Raw genomic sequence first — 16740 nt, forward strand, 5'->3', positions numbered from 1 at the left:
ACGGCCCCCTCCCCTATTCCGCTGTTTTTTCGTCGCCCTGCGAGCGATCGTTGCCGGTTATCGGCAGCAGGAGCAGAAAGCGCGCGCCCTGTCCGTTGCCGCCCGGATCCACTGTCAGATCACCGCCGTGGTTCTGGGCGATGGTGCGGGAAATCGCCAGGCCGAGGCCGAGGCCGCTGCGCTTGTTGGTCGAAAACGCCTTGAACAGTTCGGCGCGGCGTCCTTCGGGAATGCCGGGACCGGAATCGGCGATCTCGACCTCGACCCGTTCTCCCACACGGCGGATGCCGATGCGCACCCAGCGCTCGTCGCATTCGCGCACGGCCTCGATAGCATTGCGCACCAGATTGGCGATGACCTGCTGGATCTGGACCGGATCGACGTCGACCGACGGCAGGTCCGGCTCGTCACTGCGACGGATCTCGACTTCACCGGCGTAGCGCCCGAGCCGCGTCAGTTCGATCGCCTCGTCGATCAGCTCCTCCAGCCGCACCGCACGGCGCTGCGGTTCGCGCTTTTCGACGATCTGGCGCATCCGCTGGATGATCTTGCCGGCCCGGTCGGCCTCACCGACCGCCTTGGCGAGCACATCGATGGCGCGCTCGTCGGCGTCGACGCCGGTTTCCTCGGCGACGGTGCGCAGCCGCCGCGTGACCGCCTGCAGATAGAGCATGACCGCGGTAAGCGGCTGATTGAGTTCGTGAGCGACAGCGGCGCCGATCTCATCCATCGCGCTGATGCGCGCGAGATGAACGAGTTGCGCCTGCAATTCGTCGATGCGCTTTTCGACCGCCTTGCGCTGACGCAGGTCGCGCAGAATGCCGATGAACTGGCGCCCGACCGGCGTGATCGCCTCGCCGACGGACAATTCGACCGGGATCACCGTGCCGTCGCGATGCAGCCCGGCGACCTCACGGCCAATGCCGATGATGCGCTTTTCCCCGGTTGTGCGGTAGTTGTGCATGTAGTCGTCGTGACGGTCGGCGTATTCGCGCGGCATGATCTTGACGACATTCTCGCCGATCATCTCGACAGCCGAATAGCCGAACAACCGCTCGCAAGCCTTGTTGTAGACCAACACCCGGCCGCGCTCGTCGGTGACCACGATACCGTCAACCGCCGTGTCGAGGACGCTCGCAAGGCGCGACTCCGAGATGCTCTCGATTTCCTGGCCCAGATTTGTCCGTTCGTCACGCATTCCGACAGGGGTCCTTGCACAAATCGCTTGTAGCATACGGGAAATTACGAGGAGCTCAATCCGTCTCCGCTCATTCCCTCAGGTTTTCAACCAGGCAACCAGACGCTCGGCGGCGGCTGCGAGCTGTTCCTCGCTGCGCGCGAAGCACAGACGGGCAAAGCCCGCGCCAGCAGCACCGAATGCGGTGCCCGGCGCAACCCCGACATTCGCCTCATCGACAAGGCGAAGACCGAGGCGCCTGGTGTCGGGCTCCTTGTCGACGCCGAAGAACAGGTAGAAGGCACCGTCAGGCACGGCGAAGCGCGCCTGGCCCGTCGAGGCGAGTGCATCGCAGACGATGTCGCGACCACGCAACGCCTGGGCGACCTGTGCGTCGACGAACGCGTCGCCCTCATCAAGGGCTGCAATCGCGCCGCGCTGCATGAAGGCGGCAACGCCCGAGGTCGAATACTGGATCAGGTTCTCGATCACCTGGCCGAGCGCCGGCGGCGCGGAAAGCCAGCCGACGCGCCAGCCTGTCATGGCCCAGTTCTTGGAGAAGGTGTTGACGTAGAGGATCTGCTCGTCGTCGTCGGCGAAGTCATAGAAGGACGGCGCGCGCGCCGCCTCGCCATAATAGAAGCGACCATAGACCTCGTCGGCGATGATCCACAGGCCATGCTTGCGGGCAAAATCGAGGGTAGCGCGCAGGAACGCCTCATCGGCCACCCAACCGGTCGGGTTGCACGGCGAGTTGAGGTAGATCGCGCGGGTACGCGGCGTGCGGGCGGCGGCAAGCGCGTCGAGATCGAGCGTCCAGCCGTCGGGGGCAAACTGCATCGGCACCTCGACCGCCGCGGCGCCGGCGATGCCGATCGCGGCGGCGAAGTTCGGCCAGGCTGGCGTCGGGACCAGCACCTCGTCGCCGGCGCCGGCGACCATCTGGATCGCCGTCTGCATGGCCTGCATGCCCGAACCGGTGACGAAGAACCGCTCGGCATCGAAGGGCCGGCCATAATGGCGCTCATGATAGCGGGCGAGCGCCTCGCGCAGTTCGGGCAGGCCGCGCTGCCAGGTGTAGAAGGTCTCGCCCGCTTCGAGCGAACGGGCGGCGGCCCGGCAAATGAAATCGGGTGTCGGCAGATGGCCCTCGCCGACCCAGAGCGGGATCAGCCCTTCCCGGCCACGGCCATAATTGAAGACTTCGACGATACCGCTTTCGGGAGCCGCTTGGGCCTGCGGCTGCAGGGCGGCGATCAGTTGTTCGGCGTTCATTTTGCGACCGCAATCGTTCTTTGGAGGCCGGCGAATCCGGTGTGGAGGCGTATCCGGAACGTCGGTGGGGATGGCGGGGCGCCGGACGGCGCCCCGAGAGGATCCGTCAGTTCTTCTTCAGCAGATCACGGATTTCTTCGAGCAGCACTTCCTGCTTCGGCGGGGCGGCCGGTTCGGCGGGTTTCGCCTCTTCTTCGCGCTTCAGTCGGTTGATCACCTTAACGACCATGAACAAGGCGAAGGCGATGATCAGAAACTTGATGATCGCGTTGATGAAGAGACCGATGTTCCAGGTCACCGCACCGGCTTCCTTGGCCGCGGCCACGGTCGCGAACGGGCCACCATCGGCGCCCTTGAGCACGATGAACAGATCGCTGAAATCGAAACCACCGAGCAGTACGCCGATCGGCGGCATGATGATGTCGTCGACGAGCGATGACACGATTGCCCCGAACGCCGCACCAATGACAATACCGATCGCCATGTCGATCATATTGCCCTTCACGGCAAATTCCTTGAATTCCTTCAACACCGTCTCTTCCTCCTGGAGATCCGCGCCCTTGCGACGCAAACAGGACGACCCCTGACCGCGGCAGAATACGAAAAAACACGGAGCCTGGAAACAGGAACGTAAAGGGGAAATTTTGTTCGCCAGCTTTCGCTCGAAATCCGCCGCTGTCACCGGATTTTCCACCCGGCACCCGGGTCTGCGCGCCGTTTCCGAGAGGCAAAATTCCGTTGCGGATCGGCATTTTGTGGACAAGGCCGGCGGCTTGTGCTCCGATCGGGAAAAAGCTGCCAAAGCTGTCAAAACTGCAAGGGTAGCTCATAGGGAGACCGGGTAACGGTCGCAAAAGGGAAATGCTGCAAGGCTGGGTCGTCGTCGGTGCGGCGTTCGTTTACATCGGGTTTCTGTTCGCCGTCGCGAGTTACGGCGACCGCACCGGCAAGGCGCCCGCGCGCGCCGGACGGCCGGCTATCTATGCGCTTTCGCTTGCCGTCTACTGCACCTCGTGGACCTTCTTCGGCTCGGTCGGCATGGCGGTGTCGAGCGGCCTCGATTTCCTGACGATTTATATCGGCCCGATCCTGTTTTTCACCATCGGCTTCCCGCTGTTGCGCCGGATCGTGCGGCTCGCCAAGGCCGAACGCATCACCTCGATCGCCGACTTCATGGCCGCGCGTTACGGCAAGAGCCAGCCGGTGGCGGCCGTCGTCACGCTGATCGCGCTGGTCGGCACGGTTCCCTATATCGCGCTGCAGCTGAAAGCCGTGTCGACGGCGCTGACGACGATGCTGACCAGCGCGCCGGTCACCGATGGCGGCATGGCGCCGGTGTTCGGCGATATCGCGCTGGTCGTCGCCTTCATGATGGCCGTCTTCACCGCGCTGTTCGGCACCCGCCACATCGACGCGACCGAGCATCAGGAAGGTCTGATGCTGGCGATCGCGACGGAGTCCGTGGTCAAGCTGGTCGCCTTTCTCGCCGCCGGCATCTTCGTCACCTTCTGGCTGTTCGACGGCCCGACCGACCTGCTCGCCCAGTTCAACGCCCGCACCGATGCGCAGCCGCTGTTCGACAGAAGCCTCAATGGCGGCACCTGGATCGTGCTGTCGCTGTTGTCGTTCTTCGCGGTGATGATGCTGCCGCGACAGTTCCATGTGACGATCACGGAAAACCACAATGAAGCGGAACTGAAGCGCGCGCGCTGGCTGTTCCCGCTTTATCTGGTTCTGATCAACCTGTTCGTGGTGCCGATTGCCGCCGCCGGCCTGATCACTTTCGGCGACACGGTCAATGCCGACGCCTTTGTGCTCGCCCTGCCGATGCAGGCGGATGCCCAGGCGATCACGCTCATCACCTTCATTGGAGGCCTGTCGGCGGCGACCGCGATGGTGATCGTCGCCTCGGTGGCGCTCGCCATCATGATTTCGAACGACCTCGTGATCCCCTTCATCCTGCGGCGTACCCAGTACGAGGATACGACGACGCAGAACATGGCGCGGCTTCTGCTCAACATCCGCCGCGCCGCGATCGGGCTCACTCTGCTGCTCGCCTACATCTACTACCGCCTCGTCGGCGGGACGGCGGCGCTCGCCTCGATCGGTCTGCTGTCATTCGCCGCGATCGCCCAATTCGCGCCGGCCTTCCTCGGCGGCCTGGTGTGGCGGCGGGCAACGGCGCGCGGCGCCATCGCCGGCATGGTCGGCGGCTTCCTCGTTTGGACCTACACGCTGCTTCTGCCGACCTTCGTCGCAGCCGACCTCATCCCGCGCGCACTGCTTGATGCCGGGCCGTTCGGTATCGCCATGCTGCGCCCGCAGGAACTGTTCGGGATGAACATCGATCCGTTCATTCACGGCGTGTTCTGGAGCCTTGCCGTCAACGTCGTGTGTTACGTCGCCTTTTCGCTGAGCCGTACGCCGGAAGCGATCGAACGGCTGCAGGCGAGCATGTTCGTGCCGAGCGACCTGACGCCAGCGCCGGCGCTCAGGCTATGGCGCACCGCGGTGACGGTGGAGGATCTGCGCAGCACGGTCGCCCGTTATCTCGGCGACGAACGAGCCGAGCGCGCATTCGACCGCTACGCGCGCGAGGGCGATGCACCGCTGATCGGTCATCAGACGGCGGATGCGCATCTGATGCGCTATTCCGAACAACTGCTCGCCAGCGCCATCGGTGCGGCATCGGCCCGGTTGGTGATCTCGCTTCTGGTCAAGCAGCGCGATCCCGCCACCAAGGGCGCGATGAAGCTGCTCGACGATGCCACGGCGGCGATCCAGTACAATCGCGACCTCCTGCAGACCGCGCTCGATCAGGTCGGCCAGGGCATTGCGGTGTTCGACCGCGAGTTGCGGCTGTCCTGCTGGAACCGGCAGTACCGCCAGCTGCTCGGTCTGCCGCCGGAACTCGGCCATGTCGGCACGCCGCTCAGCGACATCCTGATGTCGATTGCAGAGAGCGGCGAGTTCGGCGCCGGCAGCCGCGATCTTGCTGTCGCCGACCGCATGACGCGCATCGTCAAGCATCTCGCCGCCTTCCAGGAGCATCTGGCGTTGAGCGGCACGGTGCTCGAGGTGCGCACCAGCCCGATGCCCGACGGCGGCATCGTGCTGACCTACACCGATATCACCGAGCGGGTGATGGCGGAGGAGGCGCTGGCGCGGGCCAACGAGACGCTGGAAAAACGGGTGCGCGAGCGCACCATGGAACTGACCCGGCTCAACCAGGAACTGATCCGCGCCAAGCGCGAGGCCGACAACGCCAATCTCGGCAAAACGCGTTTCCTCGCTGCCGCCGGCCACGATATCCTGCAACCGCTCAACGCCGCGCGGCTTTATGTGCAGAGCCTCGTCGACCGCTTCTCGGAAAGCGAGAACCGGGATCTGGTGCGCAATATCGAGGCGTCACTGGAATCGGTGGAAGAGATCATCGGCGCCGTGCTCGATATCTCGCGGCTCGACACGGGCGCACTGAAACCGGAGATCAGCATCTTCCGTCTCGATACGCTGCTCGATCAGGTACGCGTCGATTTCGAACCGATGGCAAAGGACAAGGGCCTCGACCTTCGTTTCGTGTCACCGCATCTTTCGGTGCGCTCCGACCGGCGGCTGCTGCGCCGGCTGTTGCAGAACCTCGTCTCCAACGCGATCAAATACACAGGGTCGGGGCGCATTCTCGTCGGCTGCCGACGGCAGCGCAACAAGGTGCGGATCGAGGTTCACGACACCGGCATGGGCATTCCGCTGTCGAAGCAGAAGGAGATCTTCGCCGAGTTCCAGCGGCTTGAGGAAGGCGCGCGCGCTGCGCGTGGTCTCGGCCTCGGCCTGTCGATCGTGGAACGCATTTCCCGCGTCCTGCATCACCCCGTGACCGTCGTCTCGACGCCGGACAAGGGCTCGCGGTTCGCCGTCGAATTGCCGATCACCACGGCGGTGCCGGTCGAAGCGGCACCGGTTGCCGAAACCCCGGTTCCGGCCTCGCGCCTCGAAGGGCTTCTGGTTCTGTGCATCGACAACGAGCCGAAGATCCTGTCGGGCATGCGGACCCTGCTCGAGGGTTGGGGCTGCACGGTGCTGACCGCGAACGACAAGAGCGAGGCGGCGCTGGCGATTCAGGGGTCGGAGCGCATGCCCGATCTGTTGTTCGTGGACTACCACCTCGACGCGGGCACGGGGATCGAGGCCGCCGTCCACCTGCGCTGGAAATTCGGTATCGACCTGCCGGGCGCACTGGTGACGGCCGACCGCTCGCCGGCGGTTCGCGCGGACGCCGAGGCGAAGAACCTCACGGTGCTACAGAAGCCGGTGAAACCGGCAGCGCTCAGGGCGTTCGCCGCACAGGTGAAGAACTACCGCTCGGCTGCGGAATGAAGGTCCGGAAAATCAGGCGTCCGAAGTAACCGACTGCCACTGGCCGGCTTCGATCCGGTTGGCGGCGATGACGGCCTGGGTCCGGCTTTCGACGCCGAGCTTTTGCAGGATCGCCGAGACGTGCGCCTTGACGGTCGCTTCCGATACGCTGAGTTCGTAGGCGATCTGCTTGTTGAGCAGCCCCTCGCTCAGCATCATCAGCACGCGCACCTGCTGCGGCGTCAGCGACGCGAGACGGGTGACCAGATCCTGGATCTCGTCGTCATCCTCGGCGTTGACGTTGAAGTCGGCCGGGACCCAGATGTCGCCCTGCAGCACCGCGCCGATCGCGGCGCGAATGACATCGGTGCCGAGAGACTTCGGGATGAAGCCGGCGGCGCCGAATTCCATGCAACGGCGGATGGCGGCGTGATCCTCGGTTCCCGAAACGATAACGACGGGGACGCCGGGATATTGCGCCCGCAGATACATCAGGCCGGAGAAGCCGCGCATGCCGGGCATCGACAGGTCGAGGAGGACGAGATCGACGTCGCTGCTCGCCTCGAGTTCGCGGGAAACCTGATCGAGGGTTCCGGCTTCCGTGATGCGGATGTCGCCGAAGGTTTCAGAAAGGGTCTGCCGCAAGGCGCCGCGAAACAGAGGGTGGTCGTCGGCAATGATGAAATGACTGGCGGACATCAATTCGGACATCACAATACCCTCCCTGGCGGGGCTTAATTCAACCCCAGGCCTTCCCCGGCATCAGCCGGAATGGCCTTGTTTTTCTTTTATGACCCACGGGCCTGAATATGCAAGCAACGGCGGAGAAGCCGCAACCGCCCGCAACGCTTTTCTTCTGAAGGAAATAGATTCGATATTTCATTACCTTGACAGGAGATCGCGCTGTCATAAGGCTATAGTATCATACTCAATTCGCAAAACCCTATTCGAATCGTGACGCGTTTTTTGCCGTCTCTTCACAGTCTTTGTGTTTGCTCTTGCTTGTCGCCGGCCCCTTCGGTGATAGGATCGGCACGCCGTTCAACTGGTTGGCAGGCGAGGTCGAAAGATCGCCCGCGCCCCACGACGCCCGGAGACGAAACGACGACATGACGGTTCGGCAGATCCTGACCTGGTTGCGGCAGACCGGCGTGCGGACCGTGATCGCCAGCGTTCTTCTCACCCTGTTCGTCGTCGCCGTGCCGGTGGCGGGCGAAACCCTCGGCGGCCCGACCTTCTTCGGCCTGCCGTTCACCAGCTATTTCGCAGCGCAGGGATCGTTGCTCGTCTGCGTCGTTCTTGTCTTCTGGCTCGCTGCCCGGCAAAGTCGTGGCGCACCGAGCGACGGTGGCGGCGCTTGACGGAGATGAGGCCCAGAATGACGCGACCGATCGGCGGACGCGACTTCGCGTCGAGCCCAGGCAGCTTTTTCGCCCGGTTCGGCGGCGCGTTCTTTGGCGCACTCCTGCTGCTCGTGCTCATGGAGCAGATCGGCCTGTCGCTATCGGTGATCACCGTGGCGATTCCGCTGCTTCTCGTCATTCTCTATGCCGGTATCGGAGTCGGCGCGCGCACGCTGCACGTGGATGCGTTTTTCGTCACCGGACGGCAGATGCCGGCGGTCGCCAACGGCATGGCGATGGCCGCCAACGGGCTCGCCGGTGCGGTCGTCGTCGGCCTTGCCGGGCTGATCGCCAACGAAGGTTACGATGCGCTTGCCTACGGCCTCGGGCTCACCGGCGGGTTTGCCCTGATCGCCATCGCGATCGCGCCGCGTCTGCGCGCGTTCGAGGTCTACACGGTCCCCGATTTCCTGTCGGTGCGGTTCGGCAGCGATATCGCCCGCCTGCTCGGCCTGATCGTGCTGATCGCCTGTTCGTTCCCGTTCCTCGTCGCGCAACTCGGCGCCATGGGCACGATTGCCGGTCGTTTTCTCGACCTGTCCTTCCAGACCTCGGTGCTGTTGAGCCTCGCGGTGATCCTTTCCTGCACGCTGCTCGGCGGCATGCGCGGGGTGAGCTGGACGCAAGCGGCGCAATATGTGGTGATCGCGGTCGCCTATCTGCTGCCGGCGATCTGGCTGTCGGTGCAGGTTGCCGGCAATCCGATCCCGCCGCTGGCGCTCGGCGACCTCGTGCACAGTGTCGCCGACATCGAGCGGGCGGGCGGCACCCTGAGCGCAGCGACCCTGTCGCTTCTGGAGCCGCAGTCAGCGCCCGCCACGCAGGACAGCTTCAACTTCCTGGCCCTGCTCGTCACGCTGGTCGCGGGTACCGCCGCCATGCCGCATATCCTGACGCGCTCGCTGACCGCGCCTTCGGTCGTGGAGACCCGGCGGGCAAGCGCCTGGGCGGTCGTCTTCGTTGCGGCCATCGTGCTGACCGCACCGGCGCTCGGACTGCTGGTCAAGCATGAAGTTCTGGCGCTCACCGTCGGCACCAGCGTTGCCGAACTCGCCGACAAGGCAGGCTGGCTGCTCGGCACCGGCGATACGGGCGCGGCGATTGCCCGGCTGTGCGGCGCCGATGCGATCGACCTTGCGGTTGTGACGCGCGCCTGCGGCGACAGCGGCTATCGGCTTGCCACCGCCGACATCGCGCTCAACGCGGAACTCGCCGTGCTGGCCGCGCCGGAGATCGCCGGCCTTCCCTTTGCCATCTCCGCCCTGGTCGTCGTCGGTGCCCTGAGCGCGTTCCTTTCGACGGCGAACGGGCTGCTGATCACGCTGAGCGCCGGGCTCGGTCACGACCTCTATCACAAGCTCCTTGACCGGCGCGCGCCGACCGCCCGGCGGATCATCGCCGCCCGCCTTGCTGTGATTGCGACCGCCGGCGCCGCGGCCTGGGCCACCCTTGCCGGACCGCCGGACTTCCTGACGTTGTTCGAATGGAGCTTCTCGCTCGCGGCGGCCGGCCTGTTCCCGGTTCTGGTGCTCGGGCTTTGGTGGTCCGACACGACTCGGTCCGCGGCGATTGTCGGCATGATCGTCGGCTTCGGTCTGACCGCCTTCTACCTCGCGGCCAACACTTACGGCTTCGACAAGATCCCCGGCAATGGCGACGAACTCGTCTGGCACATTCCCGGCATCACGACGGCCATCGCCGTTGAGGGCGCCGGCATTCTCGGCATTGCCGCCGGATTCATTGTCATCGCCGGCCTGACCCTCGTCACCCGCGAACGCAAACCCCGGCCCGAGCCGGTCGTCCCCGCCGACGATGCGGAAACTTCGGAAGTGGCAGGCGCCACCGGCGACGAGCCCGCGTCGCCCGAGCCGGTTGAGGCCGAAACGGCAGCGATCGAAGAACCAGTCGAACCTGAAGCCGATGAGGCGAAGGCGGATCCCAAATCCGAAGATCCGGCCGCCCCTTCGACCGAAACGTCAGACGCTGAATCCGAAACGGAAGCGCCAGAACCCGGCAACGAGACAGCAGAAGGCGATGCCGGTGACACGCCCGGCGAACAAACAGTCGAGCAACCTTCCGAGGCGGCCGGCGAGAAGCAGGCAGAAGATGCACCGGCTGACGCACAGGACGGGGAGAGCGTGCCTGCGGCCGTCCCCGCCAGCGAGGAACGAGCCGCCGCTTTGGAAGGGCCTGCGAACGAAAGCGTGCCCGCTGAAGACCCCGCGCTGGACACCAAAGCGGACAGCGAGAAAGCCGGCGCAGCCGCGAAGCCGGCCGGCGGAACCAAGGCCAAACCGACAAAGCGCACGAGACGCGGCTCGACGGCGAAGAGTTCTTCGGCAAAGAACGGCACCGGTTCCCGCGCCTCCCGCGCGAAGAAACCGGCGAAGCCCCGCAGCCGCAAGAAACCCGATACTCCGCCGGACAACGGCACGCCCAAGGGCTAGAAATTTCCCTCTCCTTTTCGCGCCCGATGCTTTACCACGGCGCATGCGCCGCAGGACGGCGCGTGAACACGCGGATCCTTATGAGCAACCTCACCCCGGCCGACTGGGCCTATCATCTGCCGAACTTCCTGCTTGCGGTGCTGATGTACACCTTGCTCGGCCGGCTTGCGCTGGCGCTCATCGTACCGCCCGGCGTCAATAGTGTGGTGTTGCGGGTGTTCGAGCGGCTGACAGACCCGATTGTCGCCGTCGTCCGCTTCATCACGCCGAACATCGCGCCCAAGGTGATCGTTCTCGCCTTCGCGGTCGTCTGGCTGTTCATCGCCCGTTTTGTGTTCCTCGCCGTCATGGCGGAAACCGACGTCGCGCCGTCGATCAATGAGATCATGCCGCTTACGTCAACGGAAGAATCGGACGGAGGCGCGCAATGATCCTTCGCACATTGATCGTCCTGGCGCTGATCGCCATCGCCGTACTCAACGGCGCGCTCTCGCCGATGCTGGTGCTGCCGTTTTCAGCCATGCGCGTCGTCGTGCCGAGCCTGTTCGACGCCTCGCCGGCTGCCACCTTGTGGGCGAGTTCGGCGCTGTGGGGCGTGTTCACGTTGATGGTTGCCGGCGTTCCGGCCGCCGTCTACGAGCGGCTGACCAATGCGCCACGTTCGACACCGGTGTCACTGATCATCTGGCTTGTAGCGAGCGCACTGCTCAGCCTGCCAGCGCTGTCGAAGGCACTGACCGCGTTTTCCTGAAGGGCGAATTACGTCCCGAGATAATGCAGCGTGACGGTGCGCCGGTGCGGCCGCGCGCGGTGTTCGACGAGATAGATGCCCTGCCATGTGCCGCATTCGGTGCGTCCGCCAACAACCGGGATGCCGAGGCTGACATCGGTCAGCGCACCCTTGATGTGCGCGGGCATGTCATCCGCCCCTTCAGTGCTGTGCCGGTAGCCGGCCGACTGCGGCGCAAGGCGGTCGAGGGCGTCGAGCAGATCGGCCTGAACATCGGGGTCGGCGTTTTCCTGGATCGTCAGCGATGCCGAGGTGTGGCGCACGAACACCGTCAGCAAACCGTTGCCGGCGCCGATCTCGTCAAGCCATGCGTCGATGTCGGCGCTGATCTCGACCATGCTGCGCCCGGGCGTCGGCACCTCGAGACGCGCCATCGCCTGATGCATCGGCTCCGCACCGCCGGCCTTGCCGATCGGCTCGATTCGCCCCGCGCGCTCGTTCCGCCGCCACATCGCTTCGTCTCCCTCATCGCCGCACCGAATTTCGTGCGCGTTATAGTCGGCGGTGCGTCCGACGCAATTCAAGTGATTTCCCTTCCGTGCCGGTTGAATTAGGCTTCAATGTTCCGACACCCGTCATCAGGACACCTGCCCACCCATGATCGACATCGACCCGGCCGTCTTCCGCCCCTCCTCGATCAGCGAGGAAACCAGCCGCTTCAACGCCGATCTGCTGGCGCGGATCACCGCTTTGCCCGATCCCTGGCAATATCAGCCGTCGGCGGCGCGCGAGGCGCGCGCCCGCGGGCGCGGTCCGTTCCCGGTGCCGCGCAAGAGCCCGCGCGCGGAAGTGCGCACCATCGATGGGCCGGCGGGTGATATCCCGATCCGCGTCATCCGGCCGGAGGGCCGCGACTGCCGTGGCGCCTATCTTCATATCCATGGTGGCGGCTGGGTGCTCGGCAGCGCCTACTTCCAGGACGACCGGCTGGAGCAGATCGCCGACGATTGCGGGCTCGCCGCCGTCTCGGTCGACTACCGGCTGGCGCCCGAGGATCCCTACCCGGCCGGCCCGGACGACTGCGAGGCCGCCGCGCTGTGGCTGGTCGATAATCTCGAAAAGGAATTCGGCGGTTCGTTCCTCGCCATTGGCGGCGAGTCGGCCGGCGCCCATCTCTCCGTCGTCACTCTGCTGCGGCTGCGCGACCGGCGCGGCATCACGCCGTTCTCCGCCGCGAATCTGGTCGCCGGCTGCTACGACCTCGCGATGACGCCGAGCGTACGCCATTGGGGTGCCGACCGGCTGGTGCTGAACACCCGCGACATCGACATGTTCGTGACGCACTTCCTGTCGGGCGGCGTCGGGTCTGTGAGCGATCCCGACGTCTCGCCGCTGCTGCACGCCGATCTCTACGGCCTGCCGCCAGCGCTGTTCTCGGTCGGCACACTCGACCCGCTGGTTGACGACAGCCTGTTCATGGCCGGACGCTGGGCCCGCGCCGGTCTCAAGACCGAACTCGCGCTCTTTGCCGGCGGCTGCCACGTGTTCCAGGCATTCGATGAGCTGGCGATCACCCGCGAGAGCCTTGCGCGCATGGACGCGTTCCTCAATGCCCAGATCGAGAAGGCGGAATAGATGGCACACGCCGAGACGCTGCGGTCGATCGTCAACACCTGGGAGTGTGACGAGAACGCTCATATGAACGTGCAGTTCTACTATGCGCATTTCGACACGGCGGCGCGCCACTTCGCGACGCTTGCGGGACTCGACGAGGACATGACCGGACCGCGCTGGGTGCGCCATGTGCGTTATCATTCCGAGCTGCGAGTGGCCGAGCTGATCCTTGTGCGTTCGGCCATCGCGCTCGACGGACCGCATCCGCTGACCCTGGTGCATGAGCTGATCGAGCCGGTGTCAGGGCGGCTTGCGGCAACAGCCATCGACGGCTATGCGCGCACGCTCGACGTCGCGGACCATCCGTTTGCGACGCCGCTGCCTGATAGCGCGCAGCCGCGCAGTTTCGAGGCGCGGGCGATAACCGAAACGCCCGACAGCGAGGCGCTTCTTTCCGCTGGCGCGGCGATCACCTATCGCGGGGCGATCCATCCGCGCCATTGCGACCGCGACGGCGCGGCGCTCGACCAGACCTATATTTCAGCGTTCACCGACGGCGCGCCGCATGCCTGGGAGGTCGGCGGGCTTGCCGCACGGTGGTTGGCGGAAAACGGGCTGGGACGCGTTGCGGTGGAAATGAAGCTGTCGCTTGCGACGGGTTTGCGGGCTGGCGATCTCGTCCACATGGTGACGAAATACACCGGCGTTGCGCGCAAGACCTTCACCTTCCGCCACCATCTGTTCGAGAGCCGTACGGGGCGGCTTGCGGCGGTCGGCGATGCGACGGGCGTGGTGATGGACCTCGCGACACGCAAGGCGATCGAGCTGCCGGAAAGGATCCAGGATCATATCCGCGGCATGGCGAGGCGCGGCGGCTGAACCGCCTCGCATTCGCTATTCGGGCTGCTTGGCCTCGTCCTCGCGGAACTCTTCCTTCAGCGTCTTGGCGAGACCAATGAAGCCGCGCATGGCCTTTTCGGTGACGCCGAGCACGCGCTCGAGCTCCTTTTCCTCGGTCTCGGAGAGCGGCACTTCGGACAGCCGGGTCGGTGCACCGCCGGCCGCGGCAAGCTGCTCTTCCAGCGTCGCGACCTTGTCGGTCAGCGCTTCGTTTTCTTCCATCAGCCGGCCGACCTCGGCCTCGTAAGCCGCACGGTCGTCGGCGGCGAGCGTACAGACCCAATCGTCGTCCCGCTCGCGGCAATAGGAAATCTCGCCCGTGACAGTGTCGAGGCGCAGAATGCCCTTCTCCGTCGGCGTCATGGTGTAGCGGCTGGCCACCGGAAGGCTCGAGTCGACCACGTTATCGACGGTCGTTTCCACCATTGTTTCCTCGGCGGGCATCTCTTCAGCACGCACCAACGTGGCGGAAAAAACGAGCCCGGCGACAGCGGCAACGGCGGCAAAGCGGCAGGCAATACACATAGAGAATCCCCTCAGGACGAAACTGACTACGGCCAGCGCAAACATGCGCCGGCCTATTTTGCGGCAGACCATAGCGCCGAGTCATGACGAGAACGAGGCAGACGACGGATCCCCGCCGCTGCCTCGCGACTGTCGTTCGAAATCGGTTTGCCCGCCTCGCAAGGCAGGCGCGGCGGGTCAGGCCGTGTAGGCGTGACGGCCGGAGCGGATCGCGTCTTCGAGCAGTTCGATGCGGTCCTGACCCCAGAACGGTTCGCCGTTCAGCACATAGCAGGGCGAGCCGACGACGCCGGCGGCGATCGCATCGGCCTTGTTCTGCTCGTAGGCGGCGGTGACCGCGTCGGACTTGGCGGCGTCGAAGATCGCGTGGCCGTCTTCACCGGCGTCGCCCAGCATGCCTTCGACGACGTGATCGTCGGCGACGTTCTTGTCGTAAGCAAAGGCGCCGAGGAACGCGCGACGCGAGAACTCCGCCGGGCTACGGCCGGCAGCCTGAATGGCGATGGCGCAACGATCGGCTAGCGACGGGTCGAACGGGAAGTAGGCCGGCTGCAGATTGATCGGCATGTGGCGTTTGTCGTGCCAGCGCTGCAGCTCGATGAGACGATAGCGCAAACGGGCAGGATGACGCTTGCCGAGCGGGAGACCGCCGGTCTCGTCAAACACCGGGCCGAGCGCGACCGGGCGGAAGGCGACTTTCACGCCGTTGCGCCGGGCCATTTCGAGAAAGGCGGCGTGACCGAGATATGCCCAAGGCGAGGCGTGCGAATAAAAGTAATCGACCACAATTTCGGACATTGGTCCTACCCCTTCTTTTTAAAAGGCCAGTCGTTTTTATGAGAGCCCGTTGGAATTTGGTGCCGGGCGAAGCCCGGGCGCGGAGATTGATTTTCGGCGCCGAAGGTGGCCGAGACATTGATGCGGGTCAATAGGCTCCGGTTTTGCTGCTGCAAAGCCAGTTTTTCCTCACGCATTGGGCCGACGCCGCGCGATTACGATGCCAGAGCCTGCAATCCGGACAAAAACGCCACCGGATCCCACTGCTGTGCGATGCGCATCCCATAGATGATCCCAACCGTCGTCAGGACGAGACCGACCAGCATCGCCGAACCAACCCGCCAGCCGCCGGCCAGCCACGCCAGCACAGTCTTGGCGAGCGTGTTGCTCAACGCCGCGATCAGGATCGCCGTGGCCGCGACATCGGCCGCAAGCGCGCCCTGGCTGAGCCGAGCCATCGACAGGGTCACGGTGTCGACGTCGGCGAAGCCCGCCGCGGCACCCATCGCATAAGCACCGGAATCGCCGGCCAGGATCGTCAGCCCCTTGGAGACGATCAGCGCGGCGGCAAGGATCAGGCCGAAGGTCAGCACCGCGCCAAGTTCGAACGGGTTCTTGAGCACCAGCGGCAGGCGGTGGCTGGGGTCGCCGTCACGGGCGCGCAGCAAGATCCAGGCGAGCACCAGCATGAGCAGACCTGCAATCGCCATCGGCGGCAATAGCCAGCGCAGCAGGGCGATGTTGAAGAAGGCCGCGACGACGACGATCCGTGCCGTCATCGTGGCACAGGCGAGCACCGCGCCGCCGGCGAACAGGCGCCAGCGCTGCGGATACTTCCGCGCCAGGCGGGACATGTGGATGGTGACGATGGTCGAGGACACGAGTCCGCCGGCGACCGCCGAGAGCAAGGTGCCGCGACGCTCGCCCGACAGCTTGATGGCGCCATAGCCAAGGAAGGACACCGCGGCGATGATGATCATCATCAACCAGATCTGGCGCGGATTGACGGCGTCAAACGGCCCCATGTCGCGATCCGGCAGCAGCGGCAGCAGGATCAGCGTCATGGCGGCAAGCATCAGCGTTGCGCGTAATTCCTCCCAGGAGAGGCGGCGCAGCCAGGCGTGCATGGCGCCCTTGGCGGCAAGGAGCAGCGCGACGGCGACGCCGCCTGCCGCCGCAACCGTGCGGTCGCCGAGAACGGCGAAGGCGCCGAGGGCGAAGGTGAGCATCGCGGCAACGACCGTGGTCGAGCCGATGTCGCGGTCGCGAGCGACCTCATCGCGGTGCAGAAGAGCAATCACGGCGCAGAAGCTTGCAAAGGCGAGACCGAGCGCCCAATAGGCAGCCGCACCGCCGACGGCAACAAGGGCGCCCCAGAATCCGCCGAGCAGCGCGCTGAGTGCGAAGGTGCGGATGCCGGCGAAGCGGCGCCCCTCTTCCTCGTTGCGCTCTTTCCAGCCGCGCTCGAGACCGACGATCAGGCCGATCGCCAGCGCAATTGCCAATCGTTCAATCAGGTCAGACGGATCCATGTCCTAG

At 65.2% G+C, this 16740-nt stretch carries 15 protein-coding genes; 7 read left to right on the forward strand and 8 right to left on the reverse strand.

Features of this window, described 5'->3' with window-relative positions; translation table 11 throughout:
• Nucleotides 1–13: 13 nt before the first annotated feature.
• From C0606_04070 to C0606_04080, 3 genes are all read right to left on the reverse strand, one after another.
• Complete coding sequence (locus C0606_04070) at nucleotides 14–1198, reverse strand: PAS domain-containing sensor histidine kinase (GenBank protein ID PLX37489.1); 1185 nt, start codon at nucleotides 1196–1198, stop codon at nucleotides 14–16.
• Nucleotides 1199–1276: 78 nt separating this feature from the next.
• Nucleotides 1277–2452 (reverse strand): aspartate aminotransferase, encoded by a 1176-nt coding sequence (locus C0606_04075; protein ID PLX37490.1) that lies wholly within the window; start codon nucleotides 2450–2452, stop codon nucleotides 1277–1279.
• A gap of 106 nt (nucleotides 2453–2558) precedes the next feature.
• On the reverse strand, nucleotides 2559–2984 hold the full coding sequence (locus C0606_04080; GenBank protein PLX38657.1) for a large conductance mechanosensitive channel protein MscL: 426 nt from the start codon (nucleotides 2982–2984) through the stop codon (nucleotides 2559–2561).
• Nucleotides 2985–3313: 329 nt separating this feature from the next.
• Between C0606_04080 and C0606_04085 the strand changes: the two genes are divergently transcribed.
• Nucleotides 3314–6826: a hybrid sensor histidine kinase/response regulator gene (locus C0606_04085; protein ID PLX37491.1), complete on the forward strand. Its 3513-nt coding sequence runs from the start codon at nucleotides 3314–3316 to the stop codon at nucleotides 6824–6826.
• 12 nt (nucleotides 6827–6838) lie between these two features.
• Here C0606_04085 and C0606_04090 read toward each other — a convergent pair whose 3' ends face one another.
• On the reverse strand, nucleotides 6839–7516 hold the full coding sequence (locus tag C0606_04090) for a DNA-binding response regulator (protein ID PLX37492.1): 678 nt from the start codon (nucleotides 7514–7516) through the stop codon (nucleotides 6839–6841).
• A 398-nt stretch (nucleotides 7517–7914) separates the two neighbouring features.
• On the opposite strand from C0606_04090, the gene C0606_04095 reads away from it, so the two are divergent.
• From C0606_04095 to C0606_04110, 4 genes are all read left to right on the forward strand, one after another.
• Nucleotides 7915–8166: a hypothetical protein gene (locus C0606_04095; GenBank protein PLX37493.1), complete on the forward strand. Its 252-nt coding sequence runs from the start codon at nucleotides 7915–7917 to the stop codon at nucleotides 8164–8166.
• A 5-nt stretch (nucleotides 8167–8171) separates the two neighbouring features.
• On the forward strand, nucleotides 8172–10655 hold the full coding sequence (locus tag C0606_04100; protein PLX37494.1) for a hypothetical protein: 2484 nt from the start codon (nucleotides 8172–8174) through the stop codon (nucleotides 10653–10655).
• 80 nt (nucleotides 10656–10735) lie between these two features.
• Nucleotides 10736–11086: a YggT family protein gene (locus tag C0606_04105; protein PLX37495.1), complete on the forward strand. Its 351-nt coding sequence runs from the start codon at nucleotides 10736–10738 to the stop codon at nucleotides 11084–11086.
• On the forward strand, nucleotides 11083–11406 hold the full coding sequence (locus C0606_04110) for a hypothetical protein (GenBank protein PLX37496.1): 324 nt from the start codon (nucleotides 11083–11085) through the stop codon (nucleotides 11404–11406). Before C0606_04105 ends, C0606_04110 begins: the two co-directional genes overlap by 4 nt.
• A gap of 8 nt (nucleotides 11407–11414) precedes the next feature.
• Here the strand turns inward: C0606_04110 and C0606_04115 are convergent, their stop codons facing one another.
• Nucleotides 11415–11831: a secondary thiamine-phosphate synthase enzyme gene (locus C0606_04115; protein PLX38658.1), complete on the reverse strand. Its 417-nt coding sequence runs from the start codon at nucleotides 11829–11831 to the stop codon at nucleotides 11415–11417.
• 211 nt (nucleotides 11832–12042) lie between these two features.
• Between C0606_04115 and C0606_04120 the strand changes: the two genes are divergently transcribed.
• Together C0606_04120 and C0606_04125 are read left to right on the forward strand one after the other, a co-directional pair.
• Complete coding sequence (locus tag C0606_04120; protein PLX37497.1) at nucleotides 12043–13020, forward strand: alpha/beta hydrolase; 978 nt, start codon at nucleotides 12043–12045, stop codon at nucleotides 13018–13020.
• Complete coding sequence (locus C0606_04125) at nucleotides 13021–13878, forward strand: hypothetical protein (protein ID PLX37498.1); 858 nt, start codon at nucleotides 13021–13023, stop codon at nucleotides 13876–13878.
• 15 nt (nucleotides 13879–13893) lie between these two features.
• Here the strand turns inward: C0606_04125 and C0606_04130 are convergent, their stop codons facing one another.
• The 3 genes from C0606_04130 to C0606_04140 form a co-directional block, all read right to left on the reverse strand.
• Nucleotides 13894–14424 (reverse strand): hypothetical protein, encoded by a 531-nt coding sequence (locus C0606_04130; protein ID PLX37499.1) that lies wholly within the window; start codon nucleotides 14422–14424, stop codon nucleotides 13894–13896.
• A 177-nt stretch (nucleotides 14425–14601) separates the two neighbouring features.
• Complete coding sequence (locus tag C0606_04135) at nucleotides 14602–15222, reverse strand: 2-hydroxychromene-2-carboxylate isomerase (GenBank protein PLX37500.1); 621 nt, start codon at nucleotides 15220–15222, stop codon at nucleotides 14602–14604.
• 194 nt (nucleotides 15223–15416) lie between these two features.
• Nucleotides 15417–16733: a hypothetical protein gene (locus C0606_04140; protein PLX37501.1), complete on the reverse strand. Its 1317-nt coding sequence runs from the start codon at nucleotides 16731–16733 to the stop codon at nucleotides 15417–15419.
• Nucleotides 16734–16740: the final 7 nt, after the last annotated feature.

The organism is Hyphomicrobiales bacterium, assembly GCA_002869065.1.
GTDB lineage: Bacteria > Pseudomonadota > Alphaproteobacteria > Rhizobiales > Rhodobiaceae > Rhodobium.